We start from the raw sequence: 16,577 nt of genomic DNA, 5'->3' as shown, positions 1-16,577 counted from the left end.
GTCAGTGAAGGACGTCAAACGACTGATCCAGGGACTCACCTGATATCCGCTAGAACTCAAGCCCGGGCGCGGAACTCGGCTGGGCCTGCTTCTACTCCCGTGCCATGAATAACCGTGTATGCCAGTTCAAAAAGCCGTTTCTCAAGTGCCGTTTGCTCCTGCGCGTTCAACTTCGGTCGTCACGGCAGCCGGGTGCGTTGTGGCTGGGCTTGGTACCGCAGCCAGAGGGTATCGCCTTCGACGATGTCTGCGCTGATAAGGCTGAAACCCGAGGGCGGGGTCGAAGGCAGTCCAGAAGGCCTTTCGAACGTCGTGTTGGAACTGGTGTCATCGTCGAGAACCGGAGCAACCACGAGGCTTAGTTCATCGATCAGGCCCGCATTGAGGAACGAGCCGTTAATGAGGCCGCCGCCGGAGACTGCGAGGCGTTCGATGCCGAAGAGTTGTGCGAGCTTTTGCGCCGCCAGAAGCAAGTCCAAGTCCTCTTCACCGGCGAATATGTAGGAGATGGAGTGCTCGCGCAGGTACGACACGTAGGAGTCGGAGGCCTTACCGGTGAGCACCTCGATGACATGGGCCGGGCCACGGTTCTCGTAGTCGATTGTGTTACTGATCCATCCCACCCTGCCCGAGGCATCGATGACTACGTGGAAGAATGTAGCGTCCGGAACGGCCGCATAATCCTCGCGCGGATGCACGGGCGCGTCCGGATCGAGGTTTGGCTTGCGCCAGTTCGTGAAGGCCTCTTCGGTAGTCACACGACCGCTCAGCCAGGCCTGCGTCTCAAGCTTCTCGTAAAAGACCTCGTACAAACCCCGAGCGGGGCCGGCTTCCGGAGTCTCCATGTATGGTCCACTGATCTTCGAGTTCAGCGAAGTGAGCATGTGACAGATGATGTATGGCCTATCCACGGGGGACCTCTCGTTGCATTGCTTGGCTAGCGCCCGTCACCGGGCAGGAGTTAGGGCAGCCCGACCTTCGCATTAGCTGCAGGTTCACCGTACGCACGGGTCGCCATCCTCAGCGCCCTGCTCCCCTACTTGGGAAGTCATCCGTGAGACGTTCAGCCGCTTGAGGCGACTGCCTCTTCAACCCTGCTCAGCCTTGTCCGGCGGCCGGCTTGTCGGTGACTTCACTGCCTGCCTCTTGAGTGCTCCACCCGCGGGATACGGGGAAGCAGGCCCGCAACCGCCACGTGATCACGATGGAGACCCAGAGTGCAAGTTTCAAGGCAGTTTTGACCTGGATGAGCAGCGCGATTGTATAAGCCAGCGCGGCGACACCTGGCGGGTTAGCTAGGATGCAGCGACGTGCCTTTAAGGCAGCAGGAGCGGCGCCATCTTTCCGGCTTTGGTCTAGAAGTTGCCTGTGAGACCACTCACCAGAAGGAATGCTCCGGCAATGGCGGTAAGCACCGCTGCGGCTGGGGTTGAAATAGTGTGCATAGTTCGCCCGGATGCCGTCCTCACCGGTGGGAGCCAACGAGTCCAGACCAGGGACTCCTTCGACAAGACAGCAAAGGCTAAGAGCATCAGGGCCATACCTAAATAGTGCATGCAGTCATACCCTTCAAACAGGCGCTGGCGCATTGGTGACCTAACGCCGCTGTATTGGCAAGAAACCCAGTATTTAAAGGCTAGTTTGGCTGACCGTTTATGGCAATAGGTAGGAGGCGTTAGTTTGCGTTGCAGCTCGGCAAGGCCGAAACGCCCGGCACTGGCTTATCCTCGCTCCCCAGGAGGGCAGGTCTGGGGTCGAGGGGGCGCCGTTTAGGCGGCCATAATAGGTGCCTGATGTTCACCCTGATCCCAAGGGGCGTCTGGGTTGTCGGGGCATTCCCGATCCCACTCCCAGGTTCCCGTTGTGGCAATGGGCCAGCTTTATGGCCTTAGGTCGCGGCCCGGGTCATGGGGACATGTGGAATCCCGTCTTCGACGAAGAGTTCACCGGATCGAGCGAAACCAAAGTTTTCGTACCAGGTCTCCAGTTGTTCTTGGGCGTCCAGAACGATTTTCGTTCCGTTACTCAGCTCAACAGCGTGGCGCATGAGTTCTGTGGCCAGCCCCCGGCCGCGGCCCATGGCCGTCGTGGCGACTCTCCCTATACGGCGGCCATCCTCCTCCGTCAGTAGCCTCAGGGTCGCCAGAACTTGCCGGTCTTCTTCGGCCCACAGAATGACGGCTCCGGGTTCAATATCCCTGCCGTCCAGTTCCTGATATGCCGAACCCTGTTCCAGGACGAACACATCGACTCTTACTTTCAATATTGCGTAGAGGATGAGTGGGTCCATCGAAGCGACGCTTGAGTCCCGAATGATCACGGTCATAGCTCTTCTTCCAGCAAAGCAGTGTACGAGTCGGAAACCGCACTTATTAAGGAGCGGCTTTGTCGATTGCCCCCATCGTAGAAAATCTCGTTGAGCACATCGAACGTTCCGCCGAGCTCATCCAGAGGGTGTTGCCAGGACCATCGACGCCGACACAACCCAAGGTCCTGAGACCGCAGAAACAGTGCCCCACCACCAGAGGACCAATGCCTCCTAACACCCTGCACATCAGTTATACCGCCCGAAAGTGCGTCATCTGAGGAGTGTCTGGAAAATTGGTCCAAAGCCACAGCGTCCCCGAGCTCATATTGAGGCCTAGTCGCAGGTCAGCGCGCGAGCTCCTCAAACATTTTCACGGTCGACTGCTCCTGGCCGCGAAGCCAAAGGATTGGCTGGCCGTCCAAAGCGGGCATGACGCTTCCCTCCCCGATGAACCTTGCTCCAGAAGTGTCTGGCTGGACCGGATACCACCACCCACTGTCCGGACAGTGCTCACCGGTGCGGACGGAGGTATTCTCCGCCGAAGAGGGGGCTATACGCTCGGGGCGTCTGCGTTTCATGGGAACTCCTGAAGGCGGGTCTACTAGCTACTGTGCTCTCCACCGTATTCCCGCCGCACCCGCCGCGACATCTATACATCTGTCGAAAAGAAGCAGGCTGCTGCGCCAAATGTAGCGACTCTGACCGGCCTGGGAACTACTACCGTTAGGGGCAAGCCGCTTCCGGCATCCCATCGTCATTACTGAAAGCGAGAAGAAGCGTGTCCGTGAACCAGGAACTTCCCGTACTGTCCCACTGGATCGGCGGAGCCGAATCCCTCTCATCGGGAGATCGCACCGCTCCCGTCTTCGACCCGGCCCGCGGCATTGAGACCAAACGCGTTGCACTCGCCAACGCCTCGGACATTGAAGCTGCGATTTCCTCCGCGCAGAAGGCTTTCCCGGCCTGGCGTGATCTCTCCATCACTAAACGCCAGCAGATCCTATTCCGCTTCCGCGAGCTCCTTAACGAACGCAAGAGCGAACTCGCCCAGATCATCACCGCAGAGCACGGCAAGGTGGTTTCCGACGCGCTGGGCGAGATCACCCGCGGTCAGGAAGTCGTCGAACTCGCCACCGGATTCCCGCACCTTATCAAGGGCGAGCACTCCGAAAACGTCTCCAGCGGTGTGGATGTCTACTCCACCAAGTCCCCGCTTGGGGTCGTGGGTATCATCAGCCCGTTCAACTTCCCGGCCATGGTGCCGCTGTGGTTCCTCCCAATCGCCATCGCTGCCGGCAACACCGTGGTGCTCAAGCCCAGCGAGAAGGATCCGACCGCCGCGAACTGGCTCGCAGAGCTGTTCACCGAGGCGGGCCTGCCCGATGGTGTCTTCAACGTCCTGCATGGTGACAAGGAAGCCGTCGACGGTCTCCTCGAGCACAAGGATGTCAAAGCAATCTCCTTCGTGGGCTCCACGCCGATCGCCCAGTACATCTACGAGACGGCTGCTCGGAACGGCAAGCGAGTCCAGGCCCTCGGCGGGGCCAAGAACCACATGCTGGTCCTGCCCGACGCCGACCTCGAGCTGACCGCCGACGCTGCCATCAACGCCGGCTTCGGTTCCGCCGGTGAGCGCTGCATGGCCATCAGCGTCATCGTCGCCGTCGAACCCGTCGCGGATGAGCTGATCGAAAAGATCACCTCCCGCATGTCCACGCTGAAGATCGGTGACGGCCGCCGCAACTGCGACATGGGCCCGCTGGTCACCAGGCAGCACCGCGACAAGGTCGCCTCCTACATCGATGTGGCCCTTGAGGACGGCGCCAAGGTCGTGGTGGACGGACGTGGCATCAACGTGGACGGCGACGAGAACGGCTTCTGGCTCGGCCCTACCCTGATCGACGACGTTCCCGTCACCTCCCGCGTGTACACCGAAGAGATCTTTGGCCCGGTCCTGTCCGTGGTCCGCGTCCGGAGTTACGAAGAAGGTGTGGACCTGATCAACTCCGGTGCTTTCGGCAACGGCACGGCCATCTTCACCAACGACGGTGGCGCAGCCCGCCGGTTCCAGAACGAAATCGAGGTGGGCATGGTGGGCATCAACGTGCCCATCCCCGTCCCCGTGGCCTACTACTCCTTCGGTGGGTTCAAGGACTCCATCTTCGGCAGCTCAAAGGCCTATGGGCTGCAGGGCTTCCAGTTTTTCACCCGCGAAAAGGCCATCACCTCCCGCTGGCTCGACCCGAGCCACGGCGGCATCAACCTGGGCTTCCCGCAGAACTAGGGTTAGCACCGCATAGAAGTCAGGGACCCGGCACTGGCCCCTGACAACAAGGGCCTCCGGCGCATACCTCGCGCGCCGGAGGCCCTCCTGTCGTTTACGTCTTTTCCAAGAATTGAACCGCTGCATACAACTCCAGGCGGTCCCGCATGCCGTCCAGGTTCAGCCCGAGGATCCGACCGACGGCGTCGATCCTGTTCCGGAGCGTGTGCCGGTGCACACCAAGGCGGCGGGCGGTTTTGTCCCACACGCAGTTGTTTGCAAACCATTCCCGGACAGTCTCCAGCAGCTCTGTCTTCTCTGCGGCGTCGTAATCAATCAGCGGCTGGAGAAGTCCGCGGGCCACCGGTCCCGCTTTTTCGTCCCGCAGCAAACCCAGCATTCCACCGTCGGACAGCTCAGAAAATGCTACGACTGCGCGTCCGACTTCGACGGCACGGTGCAGGGCCCGGGTGGCCTCTTCGAGGGCATTAGGCAACTCGTTTATCCCCGTAGGAGAAGAAATCCCGGCTACAGCCCCATGGCGCTGCAGCAGTTCCAGCACCCTATCCTGGTGCGCGGGCCCTGCGAGGACTATCAGCTGATCACGCCGCTGGGCGTAGAACACCGCTCCGCGGTAATCGTCTGCGAGGAGCTCCAGTGCTTCGAGAAGGTTCGGTGCAGGGTTGTCCTGCTGTGAAACCGTCACCAGCACGGATTCCCGAGGGAGTTGTCCCCAAACCTGCCGGGCCGTGCGGATGGCAACGTCGGTGCTTCCATCCAGCAACTGCTCGAAGACACCGGCACGAAGATGTCGGCGGGCCGTATCCAGAGTGCGTGCCTGCTCCAAAGCCAGGCTGGCCAACCCGATCACGCTGTTAACAATGTCCGCCCGCGCCGGATCCAAGGGCTCGATGGCACCAAGAACCAGCGCGCCGCGAAGACTGCCTTTACGGCCAAGGGTCTGCAGCGTCACCGACTGGCCGCCGACGTCCAGGTGCGAGGCAGACCGTGTCCCCAAATCCAAAGCATCGCGCACCCTCGCGCTTACCTCCGCGGCAAGATCAGAAGGGAGCGGACGATTACGAGGCATGCGAACGTAGTTCCCCGCGGCGTCATACAACGCGACCCAGCTGTGCAGCTGCCGCTCCAGCTCGCCCAGGATCGAGGTTAGGCCGTCCGGCCGAAGCGCTGCACGGGAAATGGCCCGCTGCGCCTGAAGAGACCACTCCGCCCGGGCATGCTCCTCCCGGGCCAGGTAGTCTGCCACCATACGGATAATGGCGATGAACGGTGTCCGGTCCGGGACCTCCACCAGTGGCAGGCCCTGGTTCCGGCAAGCTTCCTCCAGCCCTTTCGGCAACACACCATGGATGACCTGCGTGGCGAAGCCCAGACCTGCGATCCCGTGATCAACCAACCGCCGCACATACTCCTCATAGCCTCTGTCGGTAGGCAAGTCTGAAGTCGCGTGCCCGGCGGCACCGTGCGCCATCTGCCCAGCTCCAGACTCCACAGGAAACTGGGTACCATCGGTCAGGAGCAGCTGCCCTGCATCCAGGAACGGGGTGGGATCTGCAAGGTCAGAACTGTGAACCCAGGTGATCGGCTCTTCAAGCCGGGGGGCACCCAAGTCAGGGACAACCAGCCGTAGCTTCAACGCGCGGCTACGGAGAAGGACATTAAGGCTTGGCGGCATGGCTCAGCACCCCTTGATGTGAAAACGTCGAACGCTAATGTCTTGATTGTACAAACGTATACGGCACTACGTGCTTGCAAAACCCGATGATGGAGCAAGAGCCTAAACCATCTATCGAGAGGACCTGTCATGTCCGTCAGCCCGGCAACCCTGGACGCTTCAGTCCCCCAGTCATCCCTCAGCAATGCCGAAGTCGTCGCCGAAGACAAGGCGAACGTATTCCATTCCTGGTCAGCCCAGAAGTCCTTGAACCCTATGGCAATCGCCGGGGGCTCCGGAAGCACTGTGTGGGACCACGAGGGCAACACCTACTTGGACTTTTCCTGCCAGCTGGTCAACACCAATATCGGTCACCAGCACCCCAAAGTCATCGCCGCTATCGCCCAGCAGGCGACCAGCCTGGCAACTGTGGCACCCGGCGCGGCCAACCATGTCCGTGCTAAAGCAGCAGGCAAAATCCTGTCGCACGCCCCCTCCAACATGGAGAAGGTGTTCTTTACAAACGGCGGTGCTGACGCAAATGAGAACGCCATCCGCATGGCTCGCCTGCATACCGGCCGCGAGAAGGTCATTTCCCGCTACCGCAGTTACCACGGCAACACCGGCGCGGCCATCGCAGCCACCGGCGACTGGCGCCGTATCCCCAACGAATACTCCCGCGGTCACATCCACGTCTTCGGCCCTTACCTGTACCGCTCCGAGTTCTGGGCCGAAACACCCGAGCAGGAAACCGAGCGCGCCCTGCACCACCTGCGCCGGGTCATCCAGGCGGAAGGTCCCCAGTCGATCGCCGCTATCCTGCTCGAAACCGTCCCCGGCACAGCAGGCATCCTCATCCCCACCCCCGGCTACCTTGAGGGAGTTAGGGCTTTGTGCGATGAGTACGGCATCGTGATGATTCTCGATGAAGTGATGGCCGGGTTTGGCCGCACCGGGGACTGGTTCGCCTTTGACGCCGTCGGCGTAACCCCGGACCTGATCACCTTCGCGAAGGGCGTCAACTCGGGCTACATCCCCGTAGGCGGTGTCATTATCTCCAGCGAGATCGCAGCTACCTTCGACGAACGCGTCTTCCCCGGCGGACTGACGTACTCCGGGCATCCCATTGCCGCAGCTTCCATCGTCGCCTCCATCGAAGCCTTTGAAGAAGAAGACATCATCGGCAACGCCGCCAGGATCGGCCGCGACCACCTCGAACCAGGTCTCAACGCCCTGGCCGAAAAGCACTCTGTCATTGGCGAAGTCCGCGGCCGCGGCGTCTTCTGGGCACTTGAACTCGTCCAGGACCGATCCACACGCCTGCCGGTCACCCCGGAATACATGGGACGGCTCAAGGCTGAGCTCTTGCGTCTGGGCCTGCTTCCGTTCATCGTGGAAAACCGCATCCACGTCGTCCCTCCCGCCGTTGTCACCCCGGAAGAAGTATCAAAAGCGCTCGACATTTATGACCAGGCATTGACGACAACCAATCTCTAAGGTCAACACGCGCAGGTGAGGAGCGTCTGATCCTCACCTGCGCGCCCTCAAGCTCAACCTCACGCCTGCCGACGCACGGGGCGGGTAAGTAACCGCCCGCGACGCGTCCTCTATTTTCGGGGCGGGGTGAGCCTCCCGATGTCGGTATTTGGCGTGGCCTTCGCTGAGGTTCCGTGCACGAGAGTTCGCGTTGCCCGGCACCCGCCCGTGGACACGGTGTCCGCCGCCGTCGGGGATCCGGCCGAGTTTCTTGACACCCACGTGGATCATTTCGCCTTGCCAGGCATATTCGTACCGGCGAGCCCGGTCCCGGCGGCGGACCCTGATCCCTGTGGCCGAGTGGGTGAAGCGCAGCGAAGGGCAAAGGTAGCGGGTCAGGATGCGGTGGACCGTGGAGATGTTCAGGTGCAGCTGGTAGGCGGTCCGGGCCGGACCCCAGCGCCGACTCACGCGCAGTCCCAGTACGCGCGGCTCGGTGCGCCTACCGGTTCGGTGGGGGCAGGTCAAGGGCCGGCTCCGGCGGTCCTCCAGACCAGCCTCACCCAGCTTCCGATACCGGGGCGGACCAGCGCACCGCGGTCGGGACGGAGACGTTGAATCTTTCAGCGGCACGTCGCATAGGCCAGACATCAACCAGGCTCTTCGCGGTTCGTGGGGAAACGGGTCCCTGAGATATGTGTCATGCCGCTGTCCGGACGGCACTTCTCAAGAGAATAACCGATTTGTAATTGGCAGGGTTGCGGTAGCCGCGGGCGGTTCGTTTGATGTTTTTTATCGCGGTGCTGTTGGCCTCGACCTTGCCTGTCATGGCGCCGGTGATGATCAGCACCTCGATCTCTTTCCACCACCGGCAGACTGTTCGGTAGAGCCTGTTGGTCTCGGACCGTGCTGCTTTCTTCACGAGTTCTTCGAGCTTTGTTTTCGGTGCTGCGGCGTCTTCCAGGGAGCCGGTGCGGAGCAATGCCCTGAGCTGTTCTTGACCTGCCAGACCGCCTGGAGGGTGCCGGTTGGATCGTCGACGGCGAAGACTTCCTCGAGCCGGAGCGCCCGCCCGGCAGCTGAGTGTGTCGCCGCCGCGCAGCGGGAGCATCCGGTGCGCCCAGGCCTTGTCGATGGCCCTGCCGCGGCGGCCTTGACCTGCTGGGAGAGGTTCTGCCTGGTCTCAGTCATTGCCTGGTTGGCCAGGGAGATCAGGTGGAAGTGATCGACGGCGACCGCGGTGCGGGGAAGCCAGATCCGCAAGGTTCTTCTGAATGCCGCGGAGGGGTTGATCGCCACGACCTGCAGCCATTCCAAGGGCCGGGCGAATAGCCAGTCCCCGACGCCCTTGTGGTCTCGCCCGTCGACCACGCCAAGGACCTGGCCGGTGTCCAGATCGACGATGGTGGTCATCCAGGGTTCGAAGCGGGTCCAGGTCTTTGTTCCCGGGTCCTGGAAGTAGCGCACGGACCGGAACCGGTGCTCGTCAATGCCCAGCATCCGCGGGCTGAGTTGGTCTACGTCGGGCAGCTTCAGCAGGTACGCTTCGGTGACGGCGGCGCGGACCATCCACCAGGACACGGCGAAGGAGGGCTGTCTCAGAGACGGCCCTGCCGGACCGGATGACCGCGTCCACGAGCTGGTCCCGGAGCCGGCTTGTGGAGCGGGCCCGGCGCGGGACCTGCGGGGTGGATTCGAAGAACGATAGCCGGCCGCATGTGGTCTCTTCGCAGTACCAGCGGTACTTGGACCAGAGCACCTCCACCGGCCCGGCGAGGGGAATATCGCGGAGTCGTTGAAGACGGCGTTCTTTCCGCCGGGACGAATGGACCCCGCAGCTCGAGCAGACCGGAAGCTGGTCGGTTTCGATGGTCACGTGCCGGCAATAATAGCGGTGGAAATGACACGGTAGTCGGGCAGGTTGAAGAGAATGGTGGTAGCGTCGGCTGCGACCCCGGTAGGCTCGTTCAAGGGCTCGTGGTCCTGTTCCAGGTTGAATGCTTAGACACACTCATCCCGGCAGGGCCACGGGCCCCCTTGTCTTCAACGACACGAACTCATTCCCATCGACCGCGAAGAGCCATCAATCCCCGTGTCAGCAACCTGCCGGGACAGTACAACTAGCTCGCCGCCCAAGTCTCGGACCGGGACTTCTGTGATGAGGCTTCGGAAGGGCGAGGGCTGGGCCACACACTGGCGGCGTTACGGTAGACGTAATCTTCGGCTGATTTGCAGCCCAGGCCCACCGATCAGTTTTTGGATCAAGATGGGCTTGTCGACCAACTGTTATGGTCTGGTGGTCAGGACGAGGTCGGAGCACGTTGCTTTTTCCTGCCCCGACCTCATCCTCGGGGTTTATGCGCTGGTATAGAGGCTAGCGAGAATGCCTCCATCCACTGTGATGGCACTCCCGTTGACGAACGACGAATCGGAAGACACCAGGAACCTGACGACCCGTGCCACTTCCATGGGGTCAGAAATCCGTTCCATAGGGTAGGAAGAAGCGACCTGGCGGCGCGCGGCCTCTGGATCGTCATGCGAGGCGAAGTACTTCGTAACCATGGGAGTTTCCATGTCTCCTGGCAGGACTGCGTTAGCCCTGACACCCGCCCGTGCATATTCTCTCGTGACCGCGATGCTTCGGGTCAGTCCTAAAACAGCATGCTTGCTGGCTGTGTAAGCCGGCAGCATGGGGTCTGCCGTCACCGACAGAACCGATGCGATATTTACTATGCTTCCGCCCCCATGTTCAATCATCCATTCAACGGCATATTTGCAAGCCCAGAACGCGGCCCGAACATTTGTAGAATCGACGAGGTCCCAGTCTTCGTTGGTCGTTTCCAGCAACGATTTTTCAACTTGAGTTCCAGCGTTATTGACGATGTAATCCAATCCTCCCAAGTCGTGGACACATCGACTGACCAGGTCTTTCACCTCCGCTTCCCTCGTAATGTCTGCCACGACTCCGACAATCCTGCCGGGGAGGCCTGAAGCGAGTTCCACCGTTTCGGCGAGACTCTCCCGGTCGCGAGCAGCTGCCACGACATGGGCGCCGGCCTCAGCGAGAGCCAAGGCCGTTGAACGTCCCAGGCCCCGAGAAGCGCCTGTGACGATACCCCGCTTGCCATCCAAAGGATTCACTTGAATTCCAGTCATTTCAATCCATCATCAATCCGCCGTTGACAGCAACGGCCTCACCGGTAATTTGGGCTGCCCGTTTGCTGGCAAGGAAACATACTGCCTCCGCAATGTTTACAGGTTGCTGAAACTGGCCCATGGGCAGGCCGGACAACCAGTCATCCTTGAGCTCGCTTTCCGTCTTCCCGGTCATGGCAGAGAAGACCTGGTATTCGGTCTGTTGCATAGGCGTTTCCACAACACCCGGACACACGGCGTTCACTCGTACCGTTGGAGCGTATTCCAATGCAGCGACCTGTGTCAGTGACAGGACTGCCGCCTTGGAGGCGCAATATGCCCCAAGGTTTTCCAATGCCTTCTTTCCTGCTAATGAGGAAAGGTTCACAATGCTGCCCGATCCTTGCCGGAGCATTACAGGCAGAACTGCTTGCATTCCTAGATGAACGCCGAGGACATTGACATCCATTAGCTGGCGGAATTTGTTCGACGGCGTCTCTACCGTGGAGCCTATGTGGAGGATACCGGCGTTGTTCACGAGGTGGTCAATGCGGCCGAACTCGGCCAACGCAGTATCTTTCATGGCCGTAACGGACGTTTCATCTGAGACGTCTGTAACGGTCCAGGAAATTTTCGAACTGCTGCACTTCTGCAACTCATCGGCGGCACTTTCGACACCTTCCTTGTTGCGGTCAGCCATGAGGACGCCGGCGCCACGCGCCGCGAAACTGGCGGCAATCTGAAGCCCGAGCCCCTGGGCAGCACCCGTAACTATGACAGATTCGCCCTGGAAAAGCTTCCGGTCGTCTTCTAGTCCCATATCAAACATGGTTATTGTTCTCGTTTCTTCTATTTATACAGCAGTTCAGCAGTGATTTCCGAAGGTCAGGAATTCAGCCAAATATTTTTGAAGTCGTAGTTCCCAAACGGGAAACCGCTGACATCTTTTACAATGCCCCCGACCTTGGTAGTTGTGGCATCGATCTGTGGGTAGAAGAAGGGGATGATGTTGCCCCCTCGTTCAAAGTCGATATTCTGCATGTCGGCTATTATTTGCCGTTGCAGGTTCTCGTCGCGCGTAGCTGTAGCCTGCTCGAAGAGCTTTTCGTACTCGCTGTCGTTGAAATGTGTAGCGTTATATGCGGCCGAGGCGGCTGTGGCACCCGCAACGTTGCCGAGGTAAGGAAGGTTGAACCAGTAATCCTGGGCAAAGGGAGCTTTCAAATAATCAGTGGCGAAGAAATCAGTAGCCGTCTTTTGGGAAACGTTGACGGAGACGCCAGCCTCCTTGGCCTGCTGGGCGAAGAGCTGGGCGACGCTCTTTTGGAAGGGAACCACGTCGTTGGTAAGCAGGGTGAGCTGCAGGTCGCTCCTACCCGCGGCTTTCAGTAGGGACTTAGCCTGCTCGACGTCCCGCTGGCGCACCTTGTCGAAACCACTCAAGGGATCGACAACTCCAAATACGTCATTGCCAATGGTGCCGTGGCCTGCGAAAACGATGTCAAGCATCTGCTGGCGGTCCACGAGGAGCCTGAGTGCCTGGCGCACTCGAACGTCTTCGAAGGGTGCTTGATCGACTCTCATGGTGATCGGGGCCCAACCGCCGGTCTCCGAGACGGTGACAACGGCACCGCTGTTTTGCAGCTGCCGGATCGATTGTGCAGACATGTAGTTGACCGCATCGACCTGCCCACTCTGCAGGGCGTTTACCTGCGTGGTTTCATCGGCCATGTTCAGGGTGACGATGCCGTCAAGGTGGGGCTTGCCGGCATCCCAGTAATTGTCGAAGCGGGTTACAGTGCTTTCCACGCCGGGCTTGAATGACTTGAGCTTGAAGGGTCCGGTTCCGATGGGGCGTGCCGGATCATAACCACGTGGAACGATGTTAAACGACGCGTGATTCGCTATGACCTGCTTAAAGATGGCATTTGGCCGTATGAACGACAGCTGAACGGTTCTCTTGTCGAGCACCTTTGAAGCTGAGAAGTCGATGGGTATCAGGAGGGATGATCCTGCAAGCTTGTTTTCTTGGATCCGTTGGAAGCTGTACAGGACGTCTGCGGCCTCGAGGGTGGCACCATCATGCGTCTGCACGCCTTCACGGATCTTGATGGTCCAAACCTGCCCTGAAGAATCTGGCTCGGCTTCCTCGGCCAGGACCATCTGGAATTTCCCTTCATGGTCCAAGCGAAGCAAGGGATCATAGAGCTGTGCGAGCCGGGCAAAGTCGGTATTTGTCAGTGGATTATGTGCATCCAGGGTGTCGGTTCCAGCTCCCCCTGAAGCCCCGATCCTAAGAATGCCGCCCCGTCGCGGCTCTCCCGTCGCACCTGTCACGGTTTTTTTATCTTCTGCTGGAGAGCATGCAGTGGCCAGGCCTCCTACTCCAGCCAGCAGGGCGCCGGCGCCCAGTCCCTGCAGCAACGTGCGTCGCCTTATTTCCTGCGAAGTCATTCCATGCGGAAGGAGCAGAGGGTTCATGAGGATCAGCTTCCTGTTGTCAAAATGGCTAGACCTGATAAATTTAAAGGCTAGCTGAAGTGCCCATTGCTGGCAATGGGTTTTGGTTTAAGGAGGCTGCCGGCATGCACGTCGTTCCTCGATGATGTTTGGATTACGGGTTCCGTATACGCCGCGGAAGTAGTTTGTTGAAGTGCAACGCCACGTTCCACCTCTATCGGCGAGGACATCTTGCTGCCGGGCGGACGACTGTGGCCTAAAGCGACGCCTAGGCATAAAGCGGGCGTTCAGCAACGATCACGCGTCGCCAATGCCAATTGACTGCCTCATCGTCAATGCAGCAGAAGCGACGCTGCACCGCAGCAGGGAGTAACGCGAGGACTGCTAGCATGGCGGGCGGAGCAGGTAGTGCCCCCCAGAATTTTGAGTCAGTGGCGGCCCCACCAGGCACACGGACGTTGCCAGCAATGGAACCCAACGCGACTCCCACAGCGCCACAAGCCTCCGCAGCGGAATGGCGACCGGGATTAGCTAGCCGATTGGTCTATTACTGGCCAGTCAGGCCCTTTACCAGAAGGAAGGCGCCGGAGGCTGCAATGAGAACAGCTGCGGCCGAGGGCGAAATCGTGTGGAAAGTTCGTCCGGATGCCGTCCTCGCCGGCGGGAGCCAGCGAGCCCAAATTTTGGACTCCTTTGATAAGACGACAAACGCCAAGAGCATCAGGGCCATACCCAGATAGTGCATGCAGTCATACCCCTTCGTATTGGGCGCCAGCTCGTAGTAACCCAAGGAGCCGAGGGCATTGGCAATGCGCCCACACAAGAAAGGCTAGGCGTATTGGCCTTTATTGGCAAGGAAAAGGATGAAGCGAGGGGTGGTCCATTGCCGCACTCCGGGCATTCGGCTCCTCGCTTGCAGACGTACGAGCTTTCGGACACCGACCCACGCGGGTTCCTGTGACGCAGGGAGCTTCTGTACCTTCAGGGCCAGCGTCGTGCCCAGATTCTGTAAGCCGCCGGGACGGGGTCAGGAGCTCATCCAGATGTTCTTGAGGTCGTAGTTTCCAGGGTCCACGCTAGAGCGGGACGCGATGGAGGCTCCGGAAACTTGTCATCGGGGACCTTCGGGAAGTTGCATAGAACACCTGCTCCCCCCAAGATGCCGCTGTCCTGCTCCGTGTTGCTTCGCAAATGCGAATGGTCCAAACCGACCCTGTAGCCTCCGGTTCAAATTTCTTTCGCCAGAACCAGCTGAACTTTTACCTCCTGATTCATCCGCAGCACTGGATCATAGAGTTTTGCCGCAGCGGGCTAGCTGACTTTTGTTAACGGTCATGTGCATCAAGCGTGTCAGTGGCACCACCGGAAGCTACGATCCGCAACGTACCGCCGGGCCGGGGGCGTCGACGGCTGAACCATGACGCAGGTGGGGTGTTCTACGGATGGGCAACCACGGGCCAGACCTCCGACCCCGGCAACCAGGCACCAGCGCACAAGCTTTGTAGCTGTGCCCGAGCGATACCGCATGATGCCCGTTCGTTCCAATGTCCTTCTGTGGCACCAACTGCTGGAACAACTGCCCGCCCGCCACCCCCCAACGGGCGTGGAAGTTAGATTTCCTTACCCATCCGGGACAGCTCTACAGCCCAGTCGGGATGGACCGCCTCAGGCCCCCTCCATCCAAGTGAAAAGTAAGATCCGGGGCAGGGGCGGCGAAATAAAGGCAAATTACTATGGCCATTGTTTGGAGTTCATGTTACCTTCATTGGGCTACGCGTGCCCTCCGCCCGCTTGCCGGGCGATGCAAAGGCTGCGGGCTTCCGCCCCGGGGCTTGCGGTAGGGGCTTCCTTCTTACCAGTGCCCCATCCTGCTCGGCATGCTGTTGAAGGGCATTTGGCCGCCCCCCGACTGGGGCAAAGGCTTTAGAAACTAAAGCAGAAAGCATTGCCATTAATGGCCAATACCTCTAGCCTATTAGTGAGCTACACCACAAGGCATGAACCAATCTGGAGGCACCGATGAAGAAATCCCGTCCAACGCCTGGGTCCCCGGCAAGGAGCCGGAGATGAGCGCGACGACGCCTTACACTCAAGGGCGGTCTCGTTTTCGTCTGCCGCCGCTTCTTCGGCTGACCCTTTCACGACTGGGCTCGGGGGTCCTGTCGATTACTGCCGTGAGCATTATTGTGTTCTGGGCGACACTCGTCTTACCCGGTAACGCTGCCACAGCAATTCTTGGGCAAAGCGCCACGCCAGAGCGGCTGGCGGAGCTGACAGAAAAATTGAAGCTGGATCAGCCGCCTTTGGAGCAGTTTTTGTCATGGATCGGAAATGCTCTCACTCTCAACTTCGGCAATTCGCTGGCCAATGGCGAGTCCGTCGTCGCTTTGCTTGCACCCAGGCTCGTCAACACTGGGATTCTTCTGCTCATTGCAACTGTTGTTTCAACCGTCCTTGGCATTGTGTTCGGCATAGTCGCGGCATCTCGCCGTGATGGCTGGTTTGACCATGTCGCGAGTGTGGCGGCCTTGGTTGCCAGCGCCCTCCCCGAGTTCGTTGTGGCGATCTTCGTGATTCTCGTTTTCTCGGTAGCCGTGTTCCACTGGTTCCCAGCGGTGTCCGTGATGCCACCTGGTGACACCGTGCTTGGTCACCTTGATCAGTTGGTACTGCCGGCGCTGACGTTGGTCATTGTTGTGACGCCATATGTTTTCCGGATGATGCGTGCCGCGACGATTGAAGCGCTTTCGAGCGAATACGCGGAGCTGGCAACGCTCAAGGGGCTCTCTAGAAGGCGGATTCTGATACGGCACGCGATGCCGAATGCCCTTGCTCCCACCGTGCAGGTAGTCGGTCTCAATATCTTGTACCTTGCCGGCGGGGTCGTCCTCGTTGAATCGGTCTTCAACTATCAGGGGGTCGGCCTGGCTTTGGTAAGTGCCGTTACAACCCGGGATGTTCCTGTCATTCAGTACGTGGTACTGCTCTTGGCATTCTTTTATGTCCTGCTGAACATTGCCACTGACGTGGTTGTTCTTGCTCTTACGCCTCGTCGCAGGAAGTCGGTGTAATTATGTCCGCTGTTGAACTACCAGCCTCTCCGGCCCTGCCCCCCACTGACGTGGAACGGTCCCGATCCGGAGCGCTGATCATCTTCAAACGCACCATGCGCAGTACGAGAGGCAAAGTAGGAGCTGGCCTGCTCCTGTTCATTGTGCTCTTGGCAGCAATCGGTCCTTTCGTGGCGCCGTTCCCTTCCG

13 protein-coding genes and 1 pseudogene are annotated in these 16,577 nt (G+C 59.8%); 4 read left to right on the top strand and 10 right to left on the bottom strand.

Translation table 11 applies throughout. From position 1 onward, the window contains the following. Positions 1–179 precede the first annotated feature (179 nt). Both M8J71_RS20285 and M8J71_RS20280 read right to left on the bottom strand, forming a co-directional pair. Positions 180–911 (bottom strand): dihydrofolate reductase family protein, encoded by a 732-nt coding sequence (locus M8J71_RS20285; RefSeq protein WP_256249601.1) that lies wholly within the window; start codon positions 909–911, stop codon positions 180–182. Positions 912–1,888: 977 nt separating this feature from the next. After that, entirely contained in the window at positions 1,889–2,326 is a 438-nt protein-coding gene (locus tag M8J71_RS20280; RefSeq protein WP_256249600.1) for a GNAT family N-acetyltransferase, read from the bottom strand. A 766-nt stretch (positions 2,327–3,092) separates the two neighbouring features. Here M8J71_RS20280 and M8J71_RS20275 point away from each other — a divergent pair. Continuing rightward, entirely contained in the window at positions 3,093–4,592 is a 1,500-nt protein-coding gene (locus M8J71_RS20275; RefSeq protein WP_256249598.1) for a CoA-acylating methylmalonate-semialdehyde dehydrogenase, read from the top strand. A 94-nt stretch (positions 4,593–4,686) separates the two neighbouring features. Here M8J71_RS20275 and M8J71_RS20270 read toward each other — a convergent pair whose 3' ends face one another. After that, positions 4,687–6,027 carry a helix-turn-helix domain-containing protein gene (locus M8J71_RS20270; protein ID WP_256249597.1) on the bottom strand — a complete coding sequence of 447 codons (1,341 nt, stop codon included), beginning with the start codon at positions 6,025–6,027 and terminating at the stop codon, positions 4,687–4,689. 369 nt (positions 6,028–6,396) lie between these two features. On the opposite strand from M8J71_RS20270, the gene M8J71_RS20265 reads away from it, so the two are divergent. Next, a complete protein-coding gene (locus M8J71_RS20265; protein ID WP_256249596.1) occupies positions 6,397–7,743 on the top strand; it encodes an aspartate aminotransferase family protein in 1,347 nt (448 codons plus the stop codon). Positions 7,744–7,776: 33 nt separating this feature from the next. On the opposite strand, the gene M8J71_RS20260 is transcribed toward M8J71_RS20265, so the two are convergent. From M8J71_RS20260 to M8J71_RS20230, 7 genes are all read right to left on the bottom strand, one after another. Next, a complete protein-coding gene (locus tag M8J71_RS20260; RefSeq protein WP_256249595.1) occupies positions 7,777–8,193 on the bottom strand; it encodes a hypothetical protein in 417 nt (138 codons plus the stop codon). 229 nt (positions 8,194–8,422) lie between these two features. Further along, positions 8,423–8,704: a transposase gene (locus M8J71_RS20255; RefSeq protein ID WP_256249594.1), complete on the bottom strand. Its 282-nt coding sequence runs from the start codon at positions 8,702–8,704 to the stop codon at positions 8,423–8,425. Then, complete coding sequence (locus tag M8J71_RS20250) at positions 8,641–9,303, bottom strand: transposase (protein ID WP_256249593.1); 663 nt, start codon at positions 9,301–9,303, stop codon at positions 8,641–8,643. Before M8J71_RS20250 ends, M8J71_RS20255 begins: the two co-directional genes overlap by 64 nt. Next, entirely contained in the window at positions 9,209–9,598 is a 390-nt protein-coding gene (locus M8J71_RS20245; RefSeq protein ID WP_256249591.1) for a transposase family protein, read from the bottom strand. Before M8J71_RS20245 ends, M8J71_RS20250 begins: the two co-directional genes overlap by 95 nt. Before the next feature lie 479 nt (positions 9,599–10,077). Next, positions 10,078–10,878, bottom strand: a complete 801-nt coding sequence (locus M8J71_RS20240) for an SDR family NAD(P)-dependent oxidoreductase (protein ID WP_256249589.1) — start codon at positions 10,876–10,878, stop codon at positions 10,078–10,080. 1 nt (position 10,879) lies between these two features. Next, complete coding sequence (locus M8J71_RS20235) at positions 10,880–11,686, bottom strand: SDR family NAD(P)-dependent oxidoreductase (RefSeq protein WP_256249588.1); 807 nt, start codon at positions 11,684–11,686, stop codon at positions 10,880–10,882. 56 nt (positions 11,687–11,742) lie between these two features. Beyond that, positions 11,743–13,338 carry an ABC transporter substrate-binding protein gene (locus tag M8J71_RS20230; RefSeq protein ID WP_256249587.1) on the bottom strand — a complete coding sequence of 532 codons (1,596 nt, stop codon included), beginning with the start codon at positions 13,336–13,338 and terminating at the stop codon, positions 11,743–11,745. A 1,976-nt stretch (positions 13,339–15,314) separates the two neighbouring features. On the opposite strand from M8J71_RS20230, the gene M8J71_RS20225 reads away from it, so the two are divergent. Continuing rightward, positions 15,315–16,388, top strand: a complete 1,074-nt coding sequence (locus M8J71_RS20225) for an ABC transporter permease (RefSeq protein WP_256249586.1) — start codon at positions 15,315–15,317, stop codon at positions 16,386–16,388. 2 nt (positions 16,389–16,390) lie between these two features. Continuing rightward, a pseudogene (locus M8J71_RS23730) lies at positions 16,391–16,567 on the top strand (hypothetical protein); the annotation flags it as partial. Between the last annotated feature and the right edge of the window lie 10 nt (positions 16,568–16,577).

This window comes from Pseudarthrobacter sp. R1 (assembly GCF_024494415.1).
GTDB lineage: Bacteria > Actinomycetota > Actinomycetes > Actinomycetales > Micrococcaceae > Arthrobacter.
Note: the sequence above shows the minus strand (reverse complement) of the source record. Positions and strands in the feature narration are given on the sequence as shown.

What these genes read in the sequence shown, in the direction of transcription:
- M8J71_RS20240 (WP_256249589.1), bottom strand. Translation starts at nt 10,878, where the DNA reads ATGACTGGAATTCAAGTGAATCCTTTGGATGGCAAGCGGGGTATCGTC.
- M8J71_RS20230 (WP_256249587.1), bottom strand. Translation starts at nt 13,338, where the DNA reads ATGAACCCTCTGCTCCTTCCGCATGGAATGACTTCGCAGGAAATAAGG.
- M8J71_RS20235 (WP_256249588.1), bottom strand. Translation starts at nt 11,686, where the DNA reads ATGTTTGATATGGGACTAGAAGACGACCGGAAGCTTTTCCAGGGCGAA.
- M8J71_RS20225 (WP_256249586.1), top strand. Translation starts at nt 15,315, where the DNA reads ATGAACCAATCTGGAGGCACCGATGAAGAAATCCCGTCCAACGCCTGG.
- M8J71_RS20265 (WP_256249596.1), top strand. Translation starts at nt 6,397, where the DNA reads ATGTCCGTCAGCCCGGCAACCCTGGACGCTTCAGTCCCCCAGTCATCC.
- M8J71_RS20280 (WP_256249600.1), bottom strand. Translation starts at nt 2,326, where the DNA reads ATGACCGTGATCATTCGGGACTCAAGCGTCGCTTCGATGGACCCACTC.